Annotated in this window: 10 protein-coding genes; 5 read left to right on the forward strand and 5 right to left on the reverse strand. The window is 70.0% G+C overall.

The features are described 5' to 3' along the window. Positions 1-90: 90 nt before the first annotated feature. The 3 genes from AB0C36_RS39440 to AB0C36_RS39450 all read right to left on the reverse strand — a co-directional run bounded on the left by AB0C36_RS39440 (position 91) and on the right by AB0C36_RS39450 (position 8,425). Positions 91-567 carry a hypothetical protein gene (locus AB0C36_RS39440; protein WP_358363724.1) on the reverse strand — a complete coding sequence of 159 codons (477 nt, stop codon included), beginning with the start codon at positions 565-567 and terminating at the stop codon, positions 91-93. A 2,783-nt stretch (positions 568-3,350) separates the two neighbouring features. Further along, positions 3,351-3,875 (reverse strand): hypothetical protein, encoded by a 525-nt coding sequence (locus AB0C36_RS39445; RefSeq protein ID WP_358363726.1) that lies wholly within the window; start codon positions 3,873-3,875, stop codon positions 3,351-3,353. A gap of 449 nt (positions 3,876-4,324) precedes the next feature. Further along, entirely contained in the window at positions 4,325-8,425 is a 4,101-nt protein-coding gene (locus tag AB0C36_RS39450; RefSeq protein WP_358363728.1) for an nSTAND1 domain-containing NTPase, read from the reverse strand. 117 nt (positions 8,426-8,542) lie between these two features. Between AB0C36_RS39450 and AB0C36_RS39455 the strand changes: the two genes are divergently transcribed. The 3 genes from AB0C36_RS39455 (at position 8,543) to AB0C36_RS39465 (ending at position 12,952) form a co-directional block, all read left to right on the forward strand. Further along, positions 8,543-8,752 carry a hypothetical protein gene (locus AB0C36_RS39455; RefSeq protein ID WP_358363730.1) on the forward strand — a complete coding sequence of 70 codons (210 nt, stop codon included), beginning with the start codon at positions 8,543-8,545 and terminating at the stop codon, positions 8,750-8,752. A 604-nt stretch (positions 8,753-9,356) separates the two neighbouring features. Continuing rightward, the gene (locus AB0C36_RS39460; RefSeq protein ID WP_358363732.1) at positions 9,357-10,583 is read left to right on the forward strand and encodes a tyrosine-type recombinase/integrase; all 1,227 of its coding nucleotides are present in this window, start codon (positions 9,357-9,359) and stop codon (positions 10,581-10,583) included. Positions 10,584-10,678: 95 nt separating this feature from the next. Further along, positions 10,679-12,952 (forward strand): tyrosine-type recombinase/integrase, encoded by a 2,274-nt coding sequence (locus AB0C36_RS39465; RefSeq protein WP_358363734.1) that lies wholly within the window; start codon positions 10,679-10,681, stop codon positions 12,950-12,952. An 82-nt stretch (positions 12,953-13,034) separates the two neighbouring features. On the opposite strand, the gene AB0C36_RS39470 is transcribed toward AB0C36_RS39465, so the two are convergent. Together AB0C36_RS39470 and AB0C36_RS39475 are read right to left on the reverse strand one after the other, a co-directional pair. Further along, positions 13,035-13,343 (reverse strand): sulfurtransferase TusA family protein, encoded by a 309-nt coding sequence (locus AB0C36_RS39470; protein ID WP_358363736.1) that lies wholly within the window; start codon positions 13,341-13,343, stop codon positions 13,035-13,037. Beyond that, entirely contained in the window at positions 13,340-14,020 is a 681-nt protein-coding gene (locus AB0C36_RS39475) for a metalloregulator ArsR/SmtB family transcription factor (protein WP_358363738.1), read from the reverse strand. Before AB0C36_RS39475 ends, AB0C36_RS39470 begins: the two co-directional genes overlap by 4 nt. Before the next feature lie 86 nt (positions 14,021-14,106). On the opposite strand from AB0C36_RS39475, the gene AB0C36_RS39480 reads away from it, so the two are divergent. Then, entirely contained in the window at positions 14,107-15,471 is a 1,365-nt protein-coding gene (locus AB0C36_RS39480) for an MBL fold metallo-hydrolase (protein ID WP_358363740.1), read from the forward strand. Further along, positions 15,468-16,739, forward strand: coding sequence for an MFS transporter (locus AB0C36_RS39485; protein ID WP_358363742.1), 1,272 nt, complete (start codon positions 15,468-15,470; stop codon positions 16,737-16,739). The genes AB0C36_RS39480 and AB0C36_RS39485 overlap by 4 nt, the downstream gene beginning before the upstream one ends. The last annotated feature ends 82 nt before the right edge of the window (positions 16,740-16,821 follow it).

Consider the following 16,821-nt stretch of genomic DNA (forward strand, 5'->3'; position numbering starts at 1 on the left):
AAACAGCAGACTTCACGTCGGCACTACAGATGTGAGCACCGAGCCCCGCCACAGCCTTCGACGCGTCACCGCCAACCATGCACGAGCTCGTTAGGAGACGACCTCCACGGATTCTGGCCGGGGGAACGGCATCATTTCCCAACCCAGCGGCCAGTCTCCGCCCCGTTGCTCCGACGCCTCGACCCCCAGGCGCCGGGGAACCCGCCAGGTCCACCACCCGAATCCGTCTTCTGGCCGCCCAGGCCACGGAATCGTGGCTCGGCGATATCGCTCGTCGATGCTTTCCAGCTCCGGCTGTCTGATCTCCCGGACACGCGCAGGGAGCATCGGCCAGATCTTCGCCAGGACCCCGCGGCACCAGATGTCGTTCATGAGCTCGGGCGCGCACCACGAGTAGGCCTCCTCCACCTCCTCTGCCATGCCCCTCCAGCGATCGAACAGCGCGTTGAGGGTTACCGCTTGTCCGCCCGCCCACGTAGGCGCGACCGCAGCAACGGCAGCGTGGACTGCGTCGTACTCCTCGGCGCTCAGCGCGCGTGTCTCCGTGTGCTCGTCCGCTCGATCCATGCGTCGACTATCGCGTGAGGGCCGCGCTGCCTGCCACAACCTTTCGCGGGCAGCACCGGACGCATCCGACTGTCAGGCGAATCAGGCATTCGATCGATCACCCTGCCTTTTGATCGTCTCTGGGTGCTCCGATCGTGGTGGTCGTTCGGCCTGCGATCCGGCTCGCGCCAGCGGACAAAACCTCACCAACGCCGGCACCTACATCGAGATGCTGTCCCGATTTTTCGAGCCGGTCCTGCTCGCGTTGGCCGTCCTTGCCATCCGCGGACGCGTCAAACGCTGACCGGCCGCCTGGCCAGCCTGGGGAGGCTGACCGGGCGCGAGAACCGTTTGAGCTTGAAGCACTTCGTCAGGAACGATCCTGAGCCATGCCCGTTGCGCGCGCCCCCAGGGCGGGCCGCAACGCCCGCGGCCGCGATTCAGGCATCCGAACGGCCTTCCGGCAGGCGGCAGCCCCCGGCCGACGTTGGCGCGGGGGCTACGGATCCCTTTCTTAGATCTCGGCTTTGGTCTCTTGCTTGGTAAACACGATGGCCCATGCGATAGCCAGGCCTGAGGCATCAAGCCCCAGGAAATACTGTGCGGCCCAAAGTGCCGCCAGAGTAGCTATGAGAAGGGGAATCTTCGTCATGCTCTTCTTTTGTTCGCCGTTCTCGCACAATACTTTCTCCATGATCCCGGCCGTTGTGCGGCCTCCCTTCAGAGCGGCGATCCGGGAGCATCTTTTGTTTCCGGATCCTGGGTTTTCCCATGCTGAAATAGCGGTCTGACCTGCAGGTCAGACGCCCGGTGACCGCGTAGGTGAAGCCGCCCTGCATCTACGGTAGCGGCGGGAGGAGGGGTTGAAACCCCTTGATCAGAAGGCGGTGCGGGCGTGTCCGATCTTCTCCCTTGCGATTACCCCCATGTTGCGAGGTGCAGATACCCGTGCGCGGACATCATGGAGGCATCTTCCTGAGGTTTTCCTTCGTTTCGTTGGCCGGCTGGCGGTCTCGGGAAGGGTCCATTGCTGCCATGATGTAGATGTCGCAGGATCTCTGTGCGACGCGACACGTCGTGGTCCACACCTGCGGCGAAATATCACGTGACTGGGAACACATCCCCGAGAGACGCGTGTAGCCACGCAGTTACGCCACCCACGACCCCGGAGTGATCCCGGCGAACACGGTCTCGCCGTCGTCGACCCCGCCGCGTGCGCGCCCTCGACGCGTTACTCGCCATGCTCCTCGTCGTGTTGGTCGCCGGTGTCGTTGCCCTGGACTCGGTCGTGGACGAAAGCCCCATTTGGCTACTTGGTGTCGCGCAGGCACCGTCCTCGGGTGTGACGACATCCCCCGGTTCCACCGTCGCAACCTCCCCCGCGCCGCCGCATGTTGCGCCGCTGCCCGATATCGAGCGTAGGCCGGAGCGGCGCCCGCCACCTGGGCGTTGCGGCAACTCGACATCCGCTTCAACTTTCTGACCGGGGCCGGTCGCCACCGGAGAATCCCGGACCGGTTCACCTCCGAGGAACTAGCAACCCTGCGCACTCACGAGGACTCCCGCCTGCGGCTCGCAGCCGAACACGCGGGCAGCTCCGGCGAGATCGCCCAATTCCTCGCTGGTGCCCACTGGCTGCTCCACCGGTACGAACACGCAGGCATCGGCGCAAAGGCACTGCTGCACGCAGCGATGGACTACCGCCGCCTTGGGCACTCCGAGGCCATGTCGCTCGACCTGTTGGTCGACGCCGTCCCCGGATATCTGAACGACCGCGAGTTGGACCAACTCTCCGACCATTGGTTAAGCGGACGCCCTTGCTCACAGCACCGAGCACGGTCACGGCGTCCGGGCCCCGCTCAGCCCTGCTCGGTCCCGTAGACGGCCCGGGAACGGCGCGTCTACGGGCTACCGGCTGGCGGCCTGGGCTGCGGGCCGCCACGTCCAGTTCCGGCACACCGTCACCGAGGTCGGGGGGTGGGTGCGCCGCTCTCCGGTCCTCGCCCTGCGGATTGCACCCGCCAACCGCGACATGTGAAGGCCCACCCGCCAGTCGGAGCCGGCGTGTTGCGAGGCGCGCTCGCCTTCGGTGCCACGCCGGATCAGCGTGGGTGACGGAGATCACACGGCTATGCGACCTATGCCTCGCCAGCTGCTGTTCAGTGCCGTTGAGTGCTGTTCAGTGGTTCTCAGTCACTTTTCGTTGAGGAACGTGGAGCCTAGTGCCGCGTCGATCGCATGGCGCTCGCCGGTACGGCGAAATCCATTCCCGTGACCGCACTACGCTGTCCCTCGAAACACAACTCCCCCACCCGGGCGACGGGTTCGGCGGCGATCTAGAGGTCATCCGACCTCGCCGTCCGAGTACAAGGGAGGAGGTCTCCGTTGCCGAAGCCGAAGGGCCGCGATGTGGGCACCGCCGCCTCCGTCTCGTTTTCTCGCGGACGCCTGCGGCTTAAGCGTGCCGCCGCGCTGGACACGGCGGTGCCCACTAAGGGGCACGATCGTTGTGATGCGCCGAACAGTGCGGCTACTTGGAACATCCGCGCCGCCGAACTGTTGCTGCAGATGACGGGGGGCGCTTCGCGCACCTCGCCCAGGCCTCAATCGCAGCTCGTGGAAGGAACCCACGACACTTGAACTGTGGATACCCCAGGCCCTGCGATCAAGCTCGCCCGAAAGGCCCGTGGGCCCCATCAGGGGCCCACGGTGGTGCTGGGTGACTCATCAACAGTCTGCTTGACGGTGAAGGCGTTCCTCGCCTTCGCGGCATCGAGCGCAGTCTTCGCCCTCGAATCGGGGGTTCAGCGCGCTTGCAGTGTCCTGCGTGCCTGCTCGAACTCGGGCGGCGGGGTGGGAACGGGGGTGCCCCGCATGCAAGAGACGGCAACCCATTGCAGGTGGTGCAGCACAGTCTCAGCCAACGCCGGGCCGTTCTCGGAGCCGTGATACCTCATGAGCTTTTTGAGCGCGAAGTTGCAGCGAAAGACTGCCTGGAGGTGATCTCCCATGACCATGCCCCGCTGCTGGATCACGAACGTCAGCTGCATCAGAGCATGCCGACAGCCCGGGTCCAGATCGGAGGCGCCGGTTTCCCGCAACGCAGTGACGAGCGCGGCCACGCGGTGAGCTTCGTCCCACACCGTGCTGGCCGCCTCGAACGTTGCAGACCGCTGGATCTCCCATTCGGCGTGGTCGCGCTGCGTGGTGGAGGTGAGCGCCAGGTGGCGGAGGCTCATCCGGAATGTGAAGTACGCCGTGGACCATCCGGCGGCCGCGCCGCCGAACGTGCCAGCGAGTGCACCCACCACAACCTCGGCCATCGCCATGGCGCCTCCGCCCACTCGGCATCGAACCGTGCGTTCCGCTGCGCTTCGCAGCAGCGTATTGACGGTCGTGGGGCTGCGCTGCCCAATTGCCTGTCCTGACCTCTGGGTATCTGCTCGATGATGCGGGCGGCGCGCTGCACGTCGTGCATGTTCGTGAACATTTCGTGCCCACAACGCCCAGAGTCTCCGGCTGGCCAACCACGCTCAGTAGCGATTCCGAGGCCCCGGGCGAGCCAACTGGCGACAGTTGGATACGCGAGCTCACCAGTAGCCATCAACCGGGATCTGACAAGATTTTCGTGAATCCGCGACGGAGAGTCACGATCACGGGAACAGCAGCCGAATGCACGGGAGTTAGAAGCGAGCCCCGCTGAACAGCGCTGCTGGCGTTGGCCTCATCGGCGGCGAACTCTGCTGCGCCGCAGTGGCCGACTGATCAGAATAGACGGTCACGCGGCTGGCGGTCTGCACAGGCCTTTGGGGAGCGGGACGTCCGTAGCACGCGGCGGGGGGAGTCCGTAACGGCAGATCCGGGCGGCCGCGAGGTCGGCGGTGGCGATCCACCACCGCACATTGCCGTCCCCGTTTGCGCCGACGACGGATTGGTGGTCCGGCCCGAAGCTCATGGCGGCGTACCGGGTCCGGATTTCGGTCACCGGATGTGCAGGGGGCTCGTCCGTGAAGTCGGAGACGGCCCAAAGGTAGGTGCGTCGTTCCGGGGGGCGCAGAATATCGGCTGCGGTGACGGTGATGAGGCTGCCGGTGAGCAGCATCGCACCGTTGGTGCTGAACGCGACGGGGCCAGCGCTGCCAGGGAGTTCACGTTGTTGGGGCGCTGCACCGTCGAGTTGCCACAGCTCGACCTGTGTGTTTCGGGCGCTCGATGCGAGGAATCGCGCGTCGGGACTGAAGGCGAGGTGGGTGACGGGGCTGGTGTCGGCGACGAAACAGCAGGTACCGGGCTGGCGTGAATTGCTGACGTCCCACACCGTCATCCCGTCGTCTCCGCCGACGGCCAGCATGCGGCCGTCGGCGGAGAACGCGAGGGCGTCCGGGTTCCCGGTGTGCGCGTCCGGCGTGTGCAAAAGGAGCTGGGGGTTCGCGCTGGTCAGATCCCAGATCTTGAAGCCGATCTTCTCGTCGCCGGTCGCGAGCATGCCGCCGTCCGGGCTGAACGCGATTGCGTTGGTGAGCACGTCCGGCGAGGGGCGTGGCACTGGGTGCCGGGGGTCCGAGACGTCCCACAGGCGCAGCCCGATCCCGCCTGCCGCGAGGGTGCGGCCGTCTGAGCTCAAGGCCAGCGTTGTCACGAACGGGAAGGCGTTCAAGGGCGGGCCGTACAGCTGCGGCTGTTCCGGGTCGGCGAGGTCCCACAGCCTGACGGTGCCCGGGTTGCGCCTGGCCACGGCGAGGGTGCGTCCGTCGGCGGTGGAGGCGGCGATCCCGCCGATGTCGCTGTAGGACGGAAGAACCGCGGGCAAGTGCCAAAGCCCCACTCCGCTGTCCCGCAGCGCGGACGCCACGGTTCGGCCATCCGGGCTGAAGGCCACGCCGGTGCCTGCGGCGAGGTGCAAGTTCAAGGACGCGAGGCCGGTGTTCTGGGACGTGTCCCACAGGTCGGTGCCGTCGGCGGTCTCCACGGCGAGTCGGTCCGCTGCATTGAATGCGAGGGCGGTGACGACGCCTTCGACGGCAGCCTGGAACGGGTAGGGCGTGGGCCGGTCGGCATCGGCGGTGTCCCACAACTGCAGCCGGCCGCTGTGATCGGTCGTCGCCAGCAGGCGGCTGTCCGCACGGAACGCGGGTGCGGCGCCGGTGCCCTCGGGCAATTGGGTCGGGCGTCGCTGCGGCCGATCCGGATCGGTGACGTTCCACAGGATCGTCGGGCCGCCAGGCTCCACTGTGACCAGCGTGGCACCGTCGGGGCTGAAGAGCGGAACGTGGGAGCTTCCGTTCTCCGGGTAGGCCACGGCGACCTCAGCACGCAAGGTGGGCCGGTTCGCGTCGGCGACGTGCCACAGCTCCACCACCGCGGCATACGCGACGGCCAGGGTCCGGCCGTCCGGGCTGAAGGCGAGGCGGGGAGTGTCGGACCAGAGGGCACCAGGAGGAGGAGGCGGACGGAGGTCGACGGGACGGCGTCGCGGCCGCTGGCGGTCGGAGATGTCCCACAGGTCCGGCCGGTTCCCCTCACCGAGGGAGGCCACCGTGGTGCCGTCCGGACTGAACACCACTTCCCCGAAGTTCATGCCGAACGCAGGACCGATCCGACGGGGCGGACCGGCGGCGGGGACCTCCCAGAGCTGGATCGGACCCGCGCCGAAGGTGTCCGGGGATCCGACGCCGGTGACCAGGGTGCGGCCGTCGGGTGAGAACACCGCCGGTCCGCGGACCGGGGCGGCGGAGTCGAGGCTGGTCCACAGGGGTTGGTTCGCCGCAGCAAGCAGTGCCGTCAGGGTCTGCGGGTCGGGGTGGGCGCGGTAGGCGGCGAGGCGGTACAGCGCGGCCGTGGACGGGTCGGAGGCGGCGAAGCTCGCGGCCTGGCCAGCGTAGACCGTGGACCGGGTGCGTTCGCGTTCCGTCGCGAGCCGGTCGCCGCGGAACTTGGCCTGGACCGCGAAGAACGTCGCCAGAACGGCAATGACGGTGACGACGGCAGCTGCGGCGCGCCATAGTCGGCGGTTCCGGATGCGGTTGCGTAGGACCTGGGCCGCGGCGTGGCTGGAGGCGTCGAGGAACGCGGCGGCGACCGGGCTCAGTTCGCCGGCGGCCAGGCGGCCCGCGAGGGCGGTGGCGGATTCCAGACGGCTGCCGGAGTACAGCTTCGCCGCCTCACGGACTGGCGCACCGTCGGCCGGTTGATCCCAGTCGGCGGCGGCGTCCTCGACGAGTCGGCGTTGCAGTTGCCCGTCGCGGTCCTCACGGAGCCAGCCCGCCAAACGCTGCCAGGCGTACAGCAGCGCCTCGTGGGTGATCTGCACGGTGTCACGGTGCCGGGTGAGCAGCCGTTGATCGGTGAACGCCTCGAGCACAGTCGCCAGGACGTCGGGGGCGTGGCTGGCGGTGGTCAGGGACTCGTAGCGGGCGCGGTGGCGGGTGTCCTCTGCCGCGGTGGGGCCCAGCCGGACTAGGCGTAGGAACAACGCCCGTGTCTCCCGGCGGCTGGCTGCGTCGAGGCCGTTCCAGATACGGTCGGCGGAACGCTGAACCGCGCCAGCGATCCCGCCGGTCGCCTCGTATCCCTCCACCGTCATGGTGCCGCCCGCCGGCGCGTCCGAACTGGTGCGACGGCGTTGGGTCCACGCCGCGCGCAGCGCGTGGGCCAGCAGTGGGAGACGGCCCGCGTCGTACGCGTCCGACGGCCCGAACGTGCCCAAATCGGTTTGGCCGGTGGCAGGTTCGGGGCCAGCGGGCGAGTCCTGGCCGGTCTTGTCATGGCCCGGCGCGGCGGCGAGGTCGGCGAGCAACCGCTCAACGAGTTCCGGTCGCAGTTTGAGCTTGGCCGACCGAGCGGGGTCGGTGATCGCCTCGACCAGTTGGGCACGGGTCATGGGGCCGACTACCACGGGCCCATCGTCGAACCCTGCGACCAGTTCCGGGTGATGCAGGCAGGAGGCGTAGAAGTCCGCGCGTACGCCGATCACGACCAGCGCGCGAGGTGGCGCGCCGCCGGACCCGGGCGCGGCCAAGGCCGCGAGCTCCGCGACGAACTCGCGCTGCCGTGTCGGCTCGGCGCATTCGGTGAACACCTCCTCGAACTGGTCGATGATCACGACCAGCCCAGTGCTGGCGTGCCCGATGGGCGCGCTATGGGACGTGGCGCCGGTGCCGACACAGGCGGGCGGACGGGTACCCCTCGTCGGTGCGGCCGCGCGGTCCGTGGCACGGATATCCGGATTGCCAGTCTCAGGCTGATCCGGCGGGCGGGTGTCGGCCAGTTCCAAAGGACTGGCGCCACCGTCTGCGCCACGCCGGGCGTCGTCCCCAAGGCCGTCCGGTGCGACGCGCAGCACAGACCTCAGCGCGGATTGGAGTGCCGTGACCGGTGCGGCGCCGGGCGTGAACAGCACCGGTTCAGTCGTCGACCAGCGTGAGTCCAAAGCGCCGCCGATTAGCGCGGGGATCAACCCGGCGCGCAACACCGAAGTCTTGCCCGCCCCCGAAGCGCCGACTACCACCTGGATCCCGCCACGCCGGGACCGCTCATCCAGCCGCTCGACCAGCAGCGCGACTGTGCTGGTCCGGCCGAAGAACAGTCCAGCCTGATCCGCAGTGAACGCTTCCAGGCCCGGGTACGGGCACCCCCCGTCGCCGCTCAGCGCGCGCGTCCGCAACGCCAGCAGCCGCGTCAGGTCCAGACGCAGTTCCCGCACCGCCGCGAACGCGCGCAACGTCGCCTCGGTCGGGACTGCCGCGCCGTTGAGGGCCTGGCTGACCGTGGTGTGCTTCAGGCCGCTGCGCGTCTCCAGTTGGGACACCTGCAGTCCGGCGCGGTTCAACGCGCCGCGCAGCAGACGCGCGAGTTCGCCCCTCGGCTCGGTCGCCCCCACAGTGCCTCCTCCCGACGAGACGGCCTCGTTCATTGTGTTCGCGACGAACACCCGCGAACACGCAAACACCGAACATCGGTTCCGACCCCACCCACCGCCTACCACCCGGGAGCTGTCGTGGACCGTTCGACCCGTCTCGTGTTCGCCGCCCTTGGCCTCGCCGTAGCCATGCTCTTCGCCGTTGCCGTGGGCACCGCCGCCGGCTACCTCGCTCGCCGTGACGGCGCCTCCATGCCTTCCGCGCTCACCCGCGCCAGCACCGCGTTCGCCGCCGCCCTCACCCTCCAGGCGGTCCTCGCCGCCACAATGACCGCCTGGCTCACCTGATACCTGTCCCGCCCGCCTCCCACCGCTCCCTGCCGGTGCGGCCGGTAGATTTTCAAGTCCAGTGAGACGGTCCTGACGCTATGAGATCTGTGGTGCCGGTTTCCCTACGCTTGGCAGCGTCGTTGATCGACTGGCTGTGTGCGGCATCTCGGGTGGTCTCGGCGGCGTTCGGGATCTTGGTTGTATGCCTCGGTGAGGGTGACGGCCCGCTGGTCGCGGAGCTCGTCGGCGGTGCCGAAGTCCACGCTGCCAGCCCGCGCGGCAGATGTTCGTCGGAGCCTGCTTACCGTTGCCAACGCAAGCGCGTCCTGCTCGCATAACGACATCACAGCGCGTCACCGAATCCCGAAAATCTTGTCAGACCCATCAACCGATGCAAGTCACAGGCAGTGCCCGCACTACCCGCTAGACACGCACGTTGCAGGGCCGCCCGGGCGCACTGCTGTGCGAGGTGACTCCCGCGTAGTCATCGGGCGTGTCAGGACTTGATCCAACTCGGTTGCGCTTGGCCGAAATTCGTCAGCCTGTCCTATTGCGTGTTGACCGGACTAACGGGACGCCGTCCGCTTGATCTGAACGGGTGAAGACCGCCACATTCGACGGGATGAACGTGGAACGGCGCCGAGTGGATCCGGCGCATCTTGAGGTGCCGCGGGTGGGTCGGGTGGTTGCCTGCGAGGGGCCTCTCCCCTGGGCGCTCCTGGATGGTGCCGGTGCGGCGCATGGCGGAGTTGAGGAGTTCCTTCGGCAGCTCGTGGCGCGGGACTGCGCAGCGAGCAGTGTGCGGTCGTACGCGATGGCGCTGTTGCGGTGGTTGCGGTTCTTGTGGGTGCTGGAGGTCGCGTGGGATCGGCCGGGGCGTGGTGATGTCCGGGACTTCGTGTTGTGGATGCGCTCGGCGGTCCCTTCCCGTCCGGTCCGAGGAGGCGGTGCGGGTGGGCTGAATGCGCGGACGGGGAAGCCGTATTTGGGCGGGGTGTTCGCGCCGTCGACGATCAACCACAATCTGGCGGTGGTCTCGGAGTTCTATGACCACCACATCGCGCGGGGCACTGGGCCGCTGGTCAATCCGGTGCCGGCGCGGGCGAGTGAACGCGGTGGCCGCGCCTTCGAGCATCACAATCCGCTGGAGCCGTTCCGGCCCGGTCGACGGGCGGCCTTTCGGCAGAAGGTCCCTGCGACAGCGCCGAGGGCGATGCCGGACGAGCTGTTTGACGAGCTGTTCGCTGCGATGTCCTCGGATCGGGACCGGGCTCTGCTGGCGTTCTATGTGTCGTGCGGAGCGCGGCCGGCCGAGCTCTTGGGGTTGCACGGTGCGCGGGTGGATGTGGGCGAGCAATTGGTCGGGGTGGTGCGCAAGGGCACGCGGGAGTTGCAGTGGCTGCCTGCGTCGCCGGATGCGTTCGTGTGGCTGCTGCTGTACCGGACCGGGCTTCCCGAGGAGCTGGCCGGTCCGGATCAGCCCGTGTGGTGGACGCTGCGCAAGCCCTATCGGCCGTTGGGGTACGACGCGTTGCGCGCGGTGCTGCGGCGGGCGAACGCGCGGCTCGGTACGAACTGGACAGTGCACGATCTGAGGCACACGTTCGCGGTGCGGATGGCCGCGGACCCGAACGTCCCGCTGACGACGCTGCAGACGCTTCTCGGGCACGCGTGGCTGACGACCACGCAGCGGTACCTGAATCCGCGGATGGAGCAGGTGCTCCAGCAGGCCCGGGCACATGCGGCGCAGGCCGCCGAACCCCGTCCGGCGGTCCCGAGAGCAGCAGTCGGCTACGAAGACGAGGACTTGCGGGAGTTGTTCGGGCGCAGGCTGGGGCCGTCGTGGTGAGGACGCGGACGGGCACGGCGGAAGCCTGCTCGACCGGTTCCGAGACCCCACCGGGGGCGGCGTGGCCACAGAACGTCTGGGAGCGCGGGGAGGTCGTGGCCCGGGTCGGCGCGTTGCCGGTGGGGTCGCAGTCGCGGGTGCGGGTGACCAGCCGGGCGCTGGGTGCGGACCGGCTGCTGGCCTGGTTGGAGACGTTCCCCGGTGACACGTGGGGTGAGCGGTGGGAGGCCAGCGGTGTCGAGGACGCGCAGGGGCATTGGACCGATGCGGCAGTGCAGTTCGTTGTCCAGTCCGCGTCGCAGCCGCTGAGCCTGTCCGGGGCGCGGAGGGTGTGCGGGTTCGGTCTGGACGCGCTGCTGAGCCTGGGCGTTCTGCGGCCCGGCATCGCGTTCCTCATCCGGGGGCGGCTCAAGCAGGCCTATGTGCATGTGCGTGAGATGACCGATCCCGAGCTGTACGCGCGGGCGGAGGCGTACGGCCGGCGGACGGGAGCGCGTGAGCGGCACTTGGCGGACTCCCTGAACCATCTGGCGCGGGTGACGATGAACACTGGCCTGCCGCCGCAGGACATGACGCCGGCCCACCTGGTGGAGTACCACCGGGTGGTGTCGCAGCTCGTCAATGCCCGCAGTCTGGTACTCGCGTTCGACATGTTGCGCGAGACGGGCGTGTTCCCGCCGGGGACGCCGCCGCTGCGGTCCCATCTGCACCGCGGGCAGCGCACCGTCGCTGAGCTCGTCGACATGTACCAGGTGCAGTGCGCGCCGGTGCGCGAGGTGTTGGTGCGCTACCTGAGCGAACGTGCACCCGCCATCGACTACAACTCCGTCGTGGAACTGGTCGGGCATCTGGTCCTGACGTTCTGGCGCGACCTGGAGAAGCACCATCCCGGGATCGACTCCCTGCACCTGAGCCCCGAGGCGGCCGCAGCGTGGCGGGAGCGGGCGCGGATGCGTAAGAACGCCGACGGGACCATGACGCCGCGGTCGAACCCGTATGCGGTGCTGTTCGTGGTGCGGGCGTTCTACCTCGACATCGCCCAGTGGGCGGTCGAGGACCCGTACTGGGCGCGCTGGGCTGCCCCGTCGCCGGTTCGCCGCGTCGATGTACGGGGCAGCACCCGCAACTTCCGGCAGCGCCAGGCGCGGATGCACCAGCGCACCCGGGTGCTCGCGCCGCTGCTCCCGCAACTGGTGCACAGCGTCGAAGCACGGCTGCGCTGGGCGGAACGCCTCCATGCCGCGGTGGCGGACGCGGCGGTCGGCTCGGTGTTCTCGGTCGACGGCGAGCGCTACGAACGAGTCGCGGCCGGCGTCGACGCGCTGAAGGGAGGACGGGCGGGCGCGGGACGGCTACGGGTGCGGAGGCTGGCGGACGACGCGCTGTTGGACGTGACCCGGGAGGAGGACGAGGCGTTTTGGACGTGGGCGATCGTGGAGACCCTGCGCCACACCGGCGTCCGCGTCGAGGAACTGCTGGAGCTGACGCACCTGGCGCTGGTCCGCCACACCCTGCCCGACACCGGCGAGGTCGTGCCCCTGCTGCAGATCGCCCCATCGAAGCAGGACACCGAGCGCGTGCTGCTCGTCTCGCCCGAGCTCGCGCATGTCCTGGCCCGCATCGTCCACCGGGTCCGCGGCGGCGCCGACCACATCCCGCTGGTCAGCCGCTACGACATCCACGAGCGCGTCACCGGCCCACCGCTGCCGCACCTGTTCCAGCGCCATCACGGCAACGACCGCCGAGCAATGGGATCGAGCACCCCGGGCATCCTGATCCGCCAGGCGGTCGAACGGCTCGGGCTGCACGGCCCCGACGGGCAACTGCTCCACTACACCCCGCACGACTTCCGCCGGATCTTCGCCACCGAAGCCGTCTCCGGCGGGATCCCGGTCCACATCGCCGCCAAGCTGCTCGGACACGAAGACCTGAACACCACACAGACGTACGTGGCCGTCTACCAGGACGACGTCGTACGTCATCATGCCGCGTTCATCGCGCGGCGCCGCGCGGAGAGGCCCGGCGACGAGTACCGCGAGCCGACCGCCGTGGAATGGGCCGAGTTCGACCGGCACTTCACCCGTCGCAAAGTCGAGCTGGGCACCTGTGTGCGCCCTTACGGGACGCCGTGTCGGCATGAGCACGCATGCTTGCGATGCCCCGCCCTCCAACCGGATCCTGCTCAGGCGCTGCGCCTGGCGGAGATCATCACGAACCTGCACGAACGCCTCCGTGAAGCCCACGACCGCGGATGGCTCGGCGAAGTCGAAGGACTCCAAGTCAGCCTCGCCGGCGCACGCCAGAAGCTCCGGCAGATGCGCAAACTCCGACAAGCCACGATCCCCCTGGGGCCGACCCGCCACAGCTAGGCCCCGCCGCAGCGGATTCAGGCTCGGCTCTTGGGCGTCGCCGCGGATCGCCGCACCGGCCCGACCGACCCTGCAGCCCGCGTCATTGCGCGTCGTCGGGGGCGCGGTGCCAGGGGGCGTCGGGGCGGGTAGGCGTGGGGCGGGCGGCGAGGCGCAGGGCATATGCCGGCGGGTTCCCGCCGCCGGTGGGGAGTTCGCCGAGGTAGGTGTGGCCGGTCATGTGGCACCAGGCGGGCAGGTCGAGGGGCGCTGCCGGGTCGGTGGCGGTGACGTGGACCAGGGTGCCGGGCGGCAGGTGTTCAATGCGTCGGCGCAAGTGCAGGAGCAGGACAACACAAAGCATGCCCGTGCCGTCGACGGCGACCGGCTGGTCGGTGGGGGTGCCGGTCATGCGGCGGTGCCGGTGTCGACGGGGAGGTCGGCGAGGCGCCATTCGAGCATGCCGTCGGTGAGGCGGATGGCGCGGCGGCCGTGGGCGTGCAGGGTGCGGACGGCGTCATGGGCCATGACGCAGTACGCGCCGCGGCAGTACGCCACGACCTCGGCGGTGTCGGGGAGTTCGGCGATCCGCTCGGCCAACTCGTCGACAGGGATGGAGATGGCGCCGGGGATGTGCCCGGCGGCGTACTCCTCGACCGGGCGGACGTCGAGGACGACCACCTCGCCGGTGCGGGCGCGGGCCAGCAGATCCTCGCGGGCGAGTTCCTCGGCGGTGTCTGCACCCAGGTAGGCGTCGCGGGCGGCCTCGACCTCGGGACGGTGGGCCTGGGCGACGGTGCGCAGCAGCGCGTACAGCGCGGCGACGTCCGGCCCGGCCAGGCGGTAGTGGATACGCGTCCCCTCGCGGCGGGTGGCGACAAGTCCGGCCTGCTTGAGGGTCTGCAGGTGCGCGGACGCGGTCGTCAGCCCGAGGCCGGCGGCCTGGGCGAGGGCGTCGACGCTGCGCTCGCCCTGGGCGAGCAGGTCGAGCAGTTCCAGACGCTTGCCGTTGGACAGCGCCTTCCCGGTGGCGGCGAGCGCGTCGTAGAGCGCTGCCTTGCGTTCAGCCTTGCGCTGCGGGTCTCCCATGAAGCATCCTCCATAAATCCATGGAATATTGTAGTTGTGGTGGCGGGGTAACCGCCAACCCATCCTGAAGATGTCTGGAGGACGCTGTGGGCTTCGCCGACGATCACCTGATACCCCTGGTCGACGAGGGGCTGGGCAACAGCGCCTACCTGGTCGACCTGGGCGACGGCCGCGCGCTCGCCGTCGACGCGTCGCGCGACCTGCGCACCCTGCGAAGCGCTGCCGCCCGCCGCGGCCTGACGGTCGCGTACGCGGCGGACACCCACCTGCACGCCGACTTCCTGTCCGGCGCCGTGCAACTCGCCGCCGACGACGGCGCGACCGTGCTGGCTTCGGCCGCCGGGCATCGCGCGTTCGACCACACCGGCTTGGCCGACGGCGACGAGGTCGACCTCGGCGGGCTGACGCTTCGCGCGCTGGCCACCCCGGGGCACACCGACGAGCACCTGTCCTTCCTGCTCTTGGACGGCGCCCGCGAACTCGGGGTGTTCTCCGGGGGCTCGCTGATCGTCGGGTCCGCCGCGCGCACCGACCTGCTGGGCGCGGACCGCACCGAGGAACTGGCCCGCGCGCAGTACGCGTCGGTCAAGCGCCTGGCCGAACTCCCGGACGCCACCTTGTTGTGGCCGACCCACGGCGCGGGCTCGTTCTGCTCTGCTCCGCCGGGTGCGGAGCGCACCAGCACCATCGGCGACCAGAAGCGTGCCAACGCCCTGCTCGCAGCGCAGGACGAAGGCGCCTTCGTCGCGCAGCTGGTGGCCTCGCTCGGCTCGTACCCGGCCTACTTCGACCGCCTCGGGGAGGCCAACCGGCGCGGGCCCGCCGTGCTGACCGGCGCACCGCACCTTCCCGGCCTGTCCGTCGACCAGGTGCGGCGGGTCCTGGCCGACGGCGGGATCGTCGTCGACGTGCGGCCGGCGGCGGCGTTCGCGGCCGGGCACATCCCCGGCGCGGTCTCGAACGCGCTGCGGCCGGCGTTCGCCACCTGGCTGGGCTGGCTCATTCCGGATGACGTGCCGCTGGTGCTGGTGGCCGACGACGGCCAGGACCTCGCGGACGCGGTGTGGCAGGCCGCGAAGATCGGCTACGAGCGGATCGCGGGCCACCTGGCGGGCGGCATGGACGCATGGCGCGCTGCGGGCGGCAGCGTCGCCACGGTCGGGTTCCTCGGCGCCGGGGCGATCGACGACCGGCCGGTCCTCGACATCCGCCAGGACGCCGAGTTCGCCGCCGGCCACATCCCCGGCGCCGTCCACGTCGAACTCGGCGCGCTGCCGCCCGCCGCCGACGCCGCCCCCGACGGCGCGATCGTGATGTGCGGGCACGGCGAACGCGCGATGACCGCGGCCAGCGTGCTCGCCCGCGCCGGACGCACCGGCCTCGCGGTGCTGGAGGGCGGGCCGGACGACTGGGCGCGCGTGACCGGGCGATCCCTGGAGGAAGACGCGTGACCGCGCCCGTCACCCGCGGGCCTGCCACGCCTGCGATCCGGTTGGGGCTGCGCGCGAACTTGGCGCAGTTCAGCCTGCTCGTGGTGGTCAACGCGCTGGTCGGCGGCATGCTCGGCCAGGAGCGCACGGTGCTGCCGCTGCTCGCCGACGAGACCTTCCATCTGAACGCGTACAGCGCGTCCCTGACCTACATCCTGGCGTTCGGCGCGACCAAGGCCGTGACGAACTTCTTCGCCGGGACCTGGTCGGACCGCTACGGCCGCAAGCCGGTCCTGGTCGCCGGGTGGCTGATCGCCCTCCCGGTCCCCGCGCTGCTGGCGTGGGGGCCGTCATGGGGCTGGATCGTGTTCGCCAACGTCCTGCTGGGGGTGAACCAGGGCCTGACCTGGTCGACGACGGTCATCATGAAGATCGACCTGGTCGGGCCGGAGCGCCGCGGCCTGGCGATGGGCTTCAACGAGGCGGCCGGGTACGTCGCGGTCGCCGCGACCGCCATGGCCACCGGCGCGATCGCCTCCCACGCCGGACTGCGCCCCGAGCCGTTCCTGCTGGGCGCCGCATACGCCGCCCTCGGCCTGGGCCTGTCGACGCTCGCCGTCCGCGAAACCCGGGAACACGCCCGCGCCGAAGCCGCCGCGCACCCGCCCTCGGCCGACCCGGACCACCACGCCGACCTGACCACCGGGCAGATCGCCAAGCGCACCAGCCTCACCGACAAGGCGCTGTCGTCCGCGAGTTGGGCCGGGATGGTCAACAACGCCAACGACGCCCTCGCGTGGGGCGTGTTCCCGCTCCTGTTCAAGTCCCACGGCCTGTCGGTAGCCCAGATCGGCGTCCTCGCCGCCGTGTACCCCGCGGTGTGGGGCGCCGGCCAGATGCTCACCGGCTGGTGGTCCGACCACATCGGCCGCAAGCACCTGATCACCGCCGGCATGCTCCTCCAGGCCGCCGCCATCGCCCTGGTCGCCGCGGGCACCACCTTCTGGGTATGGGTGATCGCCCAGGTCCTCCTCGGCGCCGGGACCGCACTGGTCTACCCGACTCTGCTCGCCGTGATCGGCGACGTCGCCCACCCGGCGTGGCGGGCCCGCGCGGTCGGGGTCTACCGGCTGTGGCGCGACGGCGGGTTCGCCGTCGGCGCCCTGCTCGCGGGCGCGGTCGCCGACATCTGGTCCGTCGAGGCCGCGGTGTGGACGGTCGCCGTCCTCACCGCCCTCGCCGGCCTCGTCGTCGCCGTGCGGATGTACGAGACACACCCGCCGCGGTGACGCACCGGCGGCGCCCCAGCGTAGGCGCGCCTGGTCCGCTGCCGGTGGTGGGGGCCCCCCGGGGGGGGGGCCCGGGGGTGTG

The sequence above is a fragment of the Streptodolium elevatio genome, assembly GCF_040649515.1.
GTDB lineage: Bacteria > Actinomycetota > Actinomycetes > Streptomycetales > Streptomycetaceae > Yinghuangia > Yinghuangia elevatio.

What these genes read in the sequence shown, in the direction of transcription:
- AB0C36_RS39440 (WP_358363724.1), bottom strand. Translation starts at nt 567, where the DNA reads ATGGATCGAGCGGACGAGCACACGGAGACACGCGCGCTGAGCGCCGAG.
- AB0C36_RS39445 (WP_358363726.1), bottom strand. Translation starts at nt 3,875, where the DNA reads ATGGCGATGGCCGAGGTTGTGGTGGGTGCACTCGCTGGCACGTTCGGC.
- AB0C36_RS39460 (WP_358363732.1), top strand. Translation starts at nt 9,357, where the DNA reads ATGAACGTGGAACGGCGCCGAGTGGATCCGGCGCATCTTGAGGTGCCG.
- AB0C36_RS39470 (WP_358363736.1), bottom strand. Translation starts at nt 13,343, where the DNA reads ATGACCGGCACCCCCACCGACCAGCCGGTCGCCGTCGACGGCACGGGC.
- AB0C36_RS39475 (WP_358363738.1), bottom strand. Translation starts at nt 14,020, where the DNA reads ATGGGAGACCCGCAGCGCAAGGCTGAACGCAAGGCAGCGCTCTACGAC.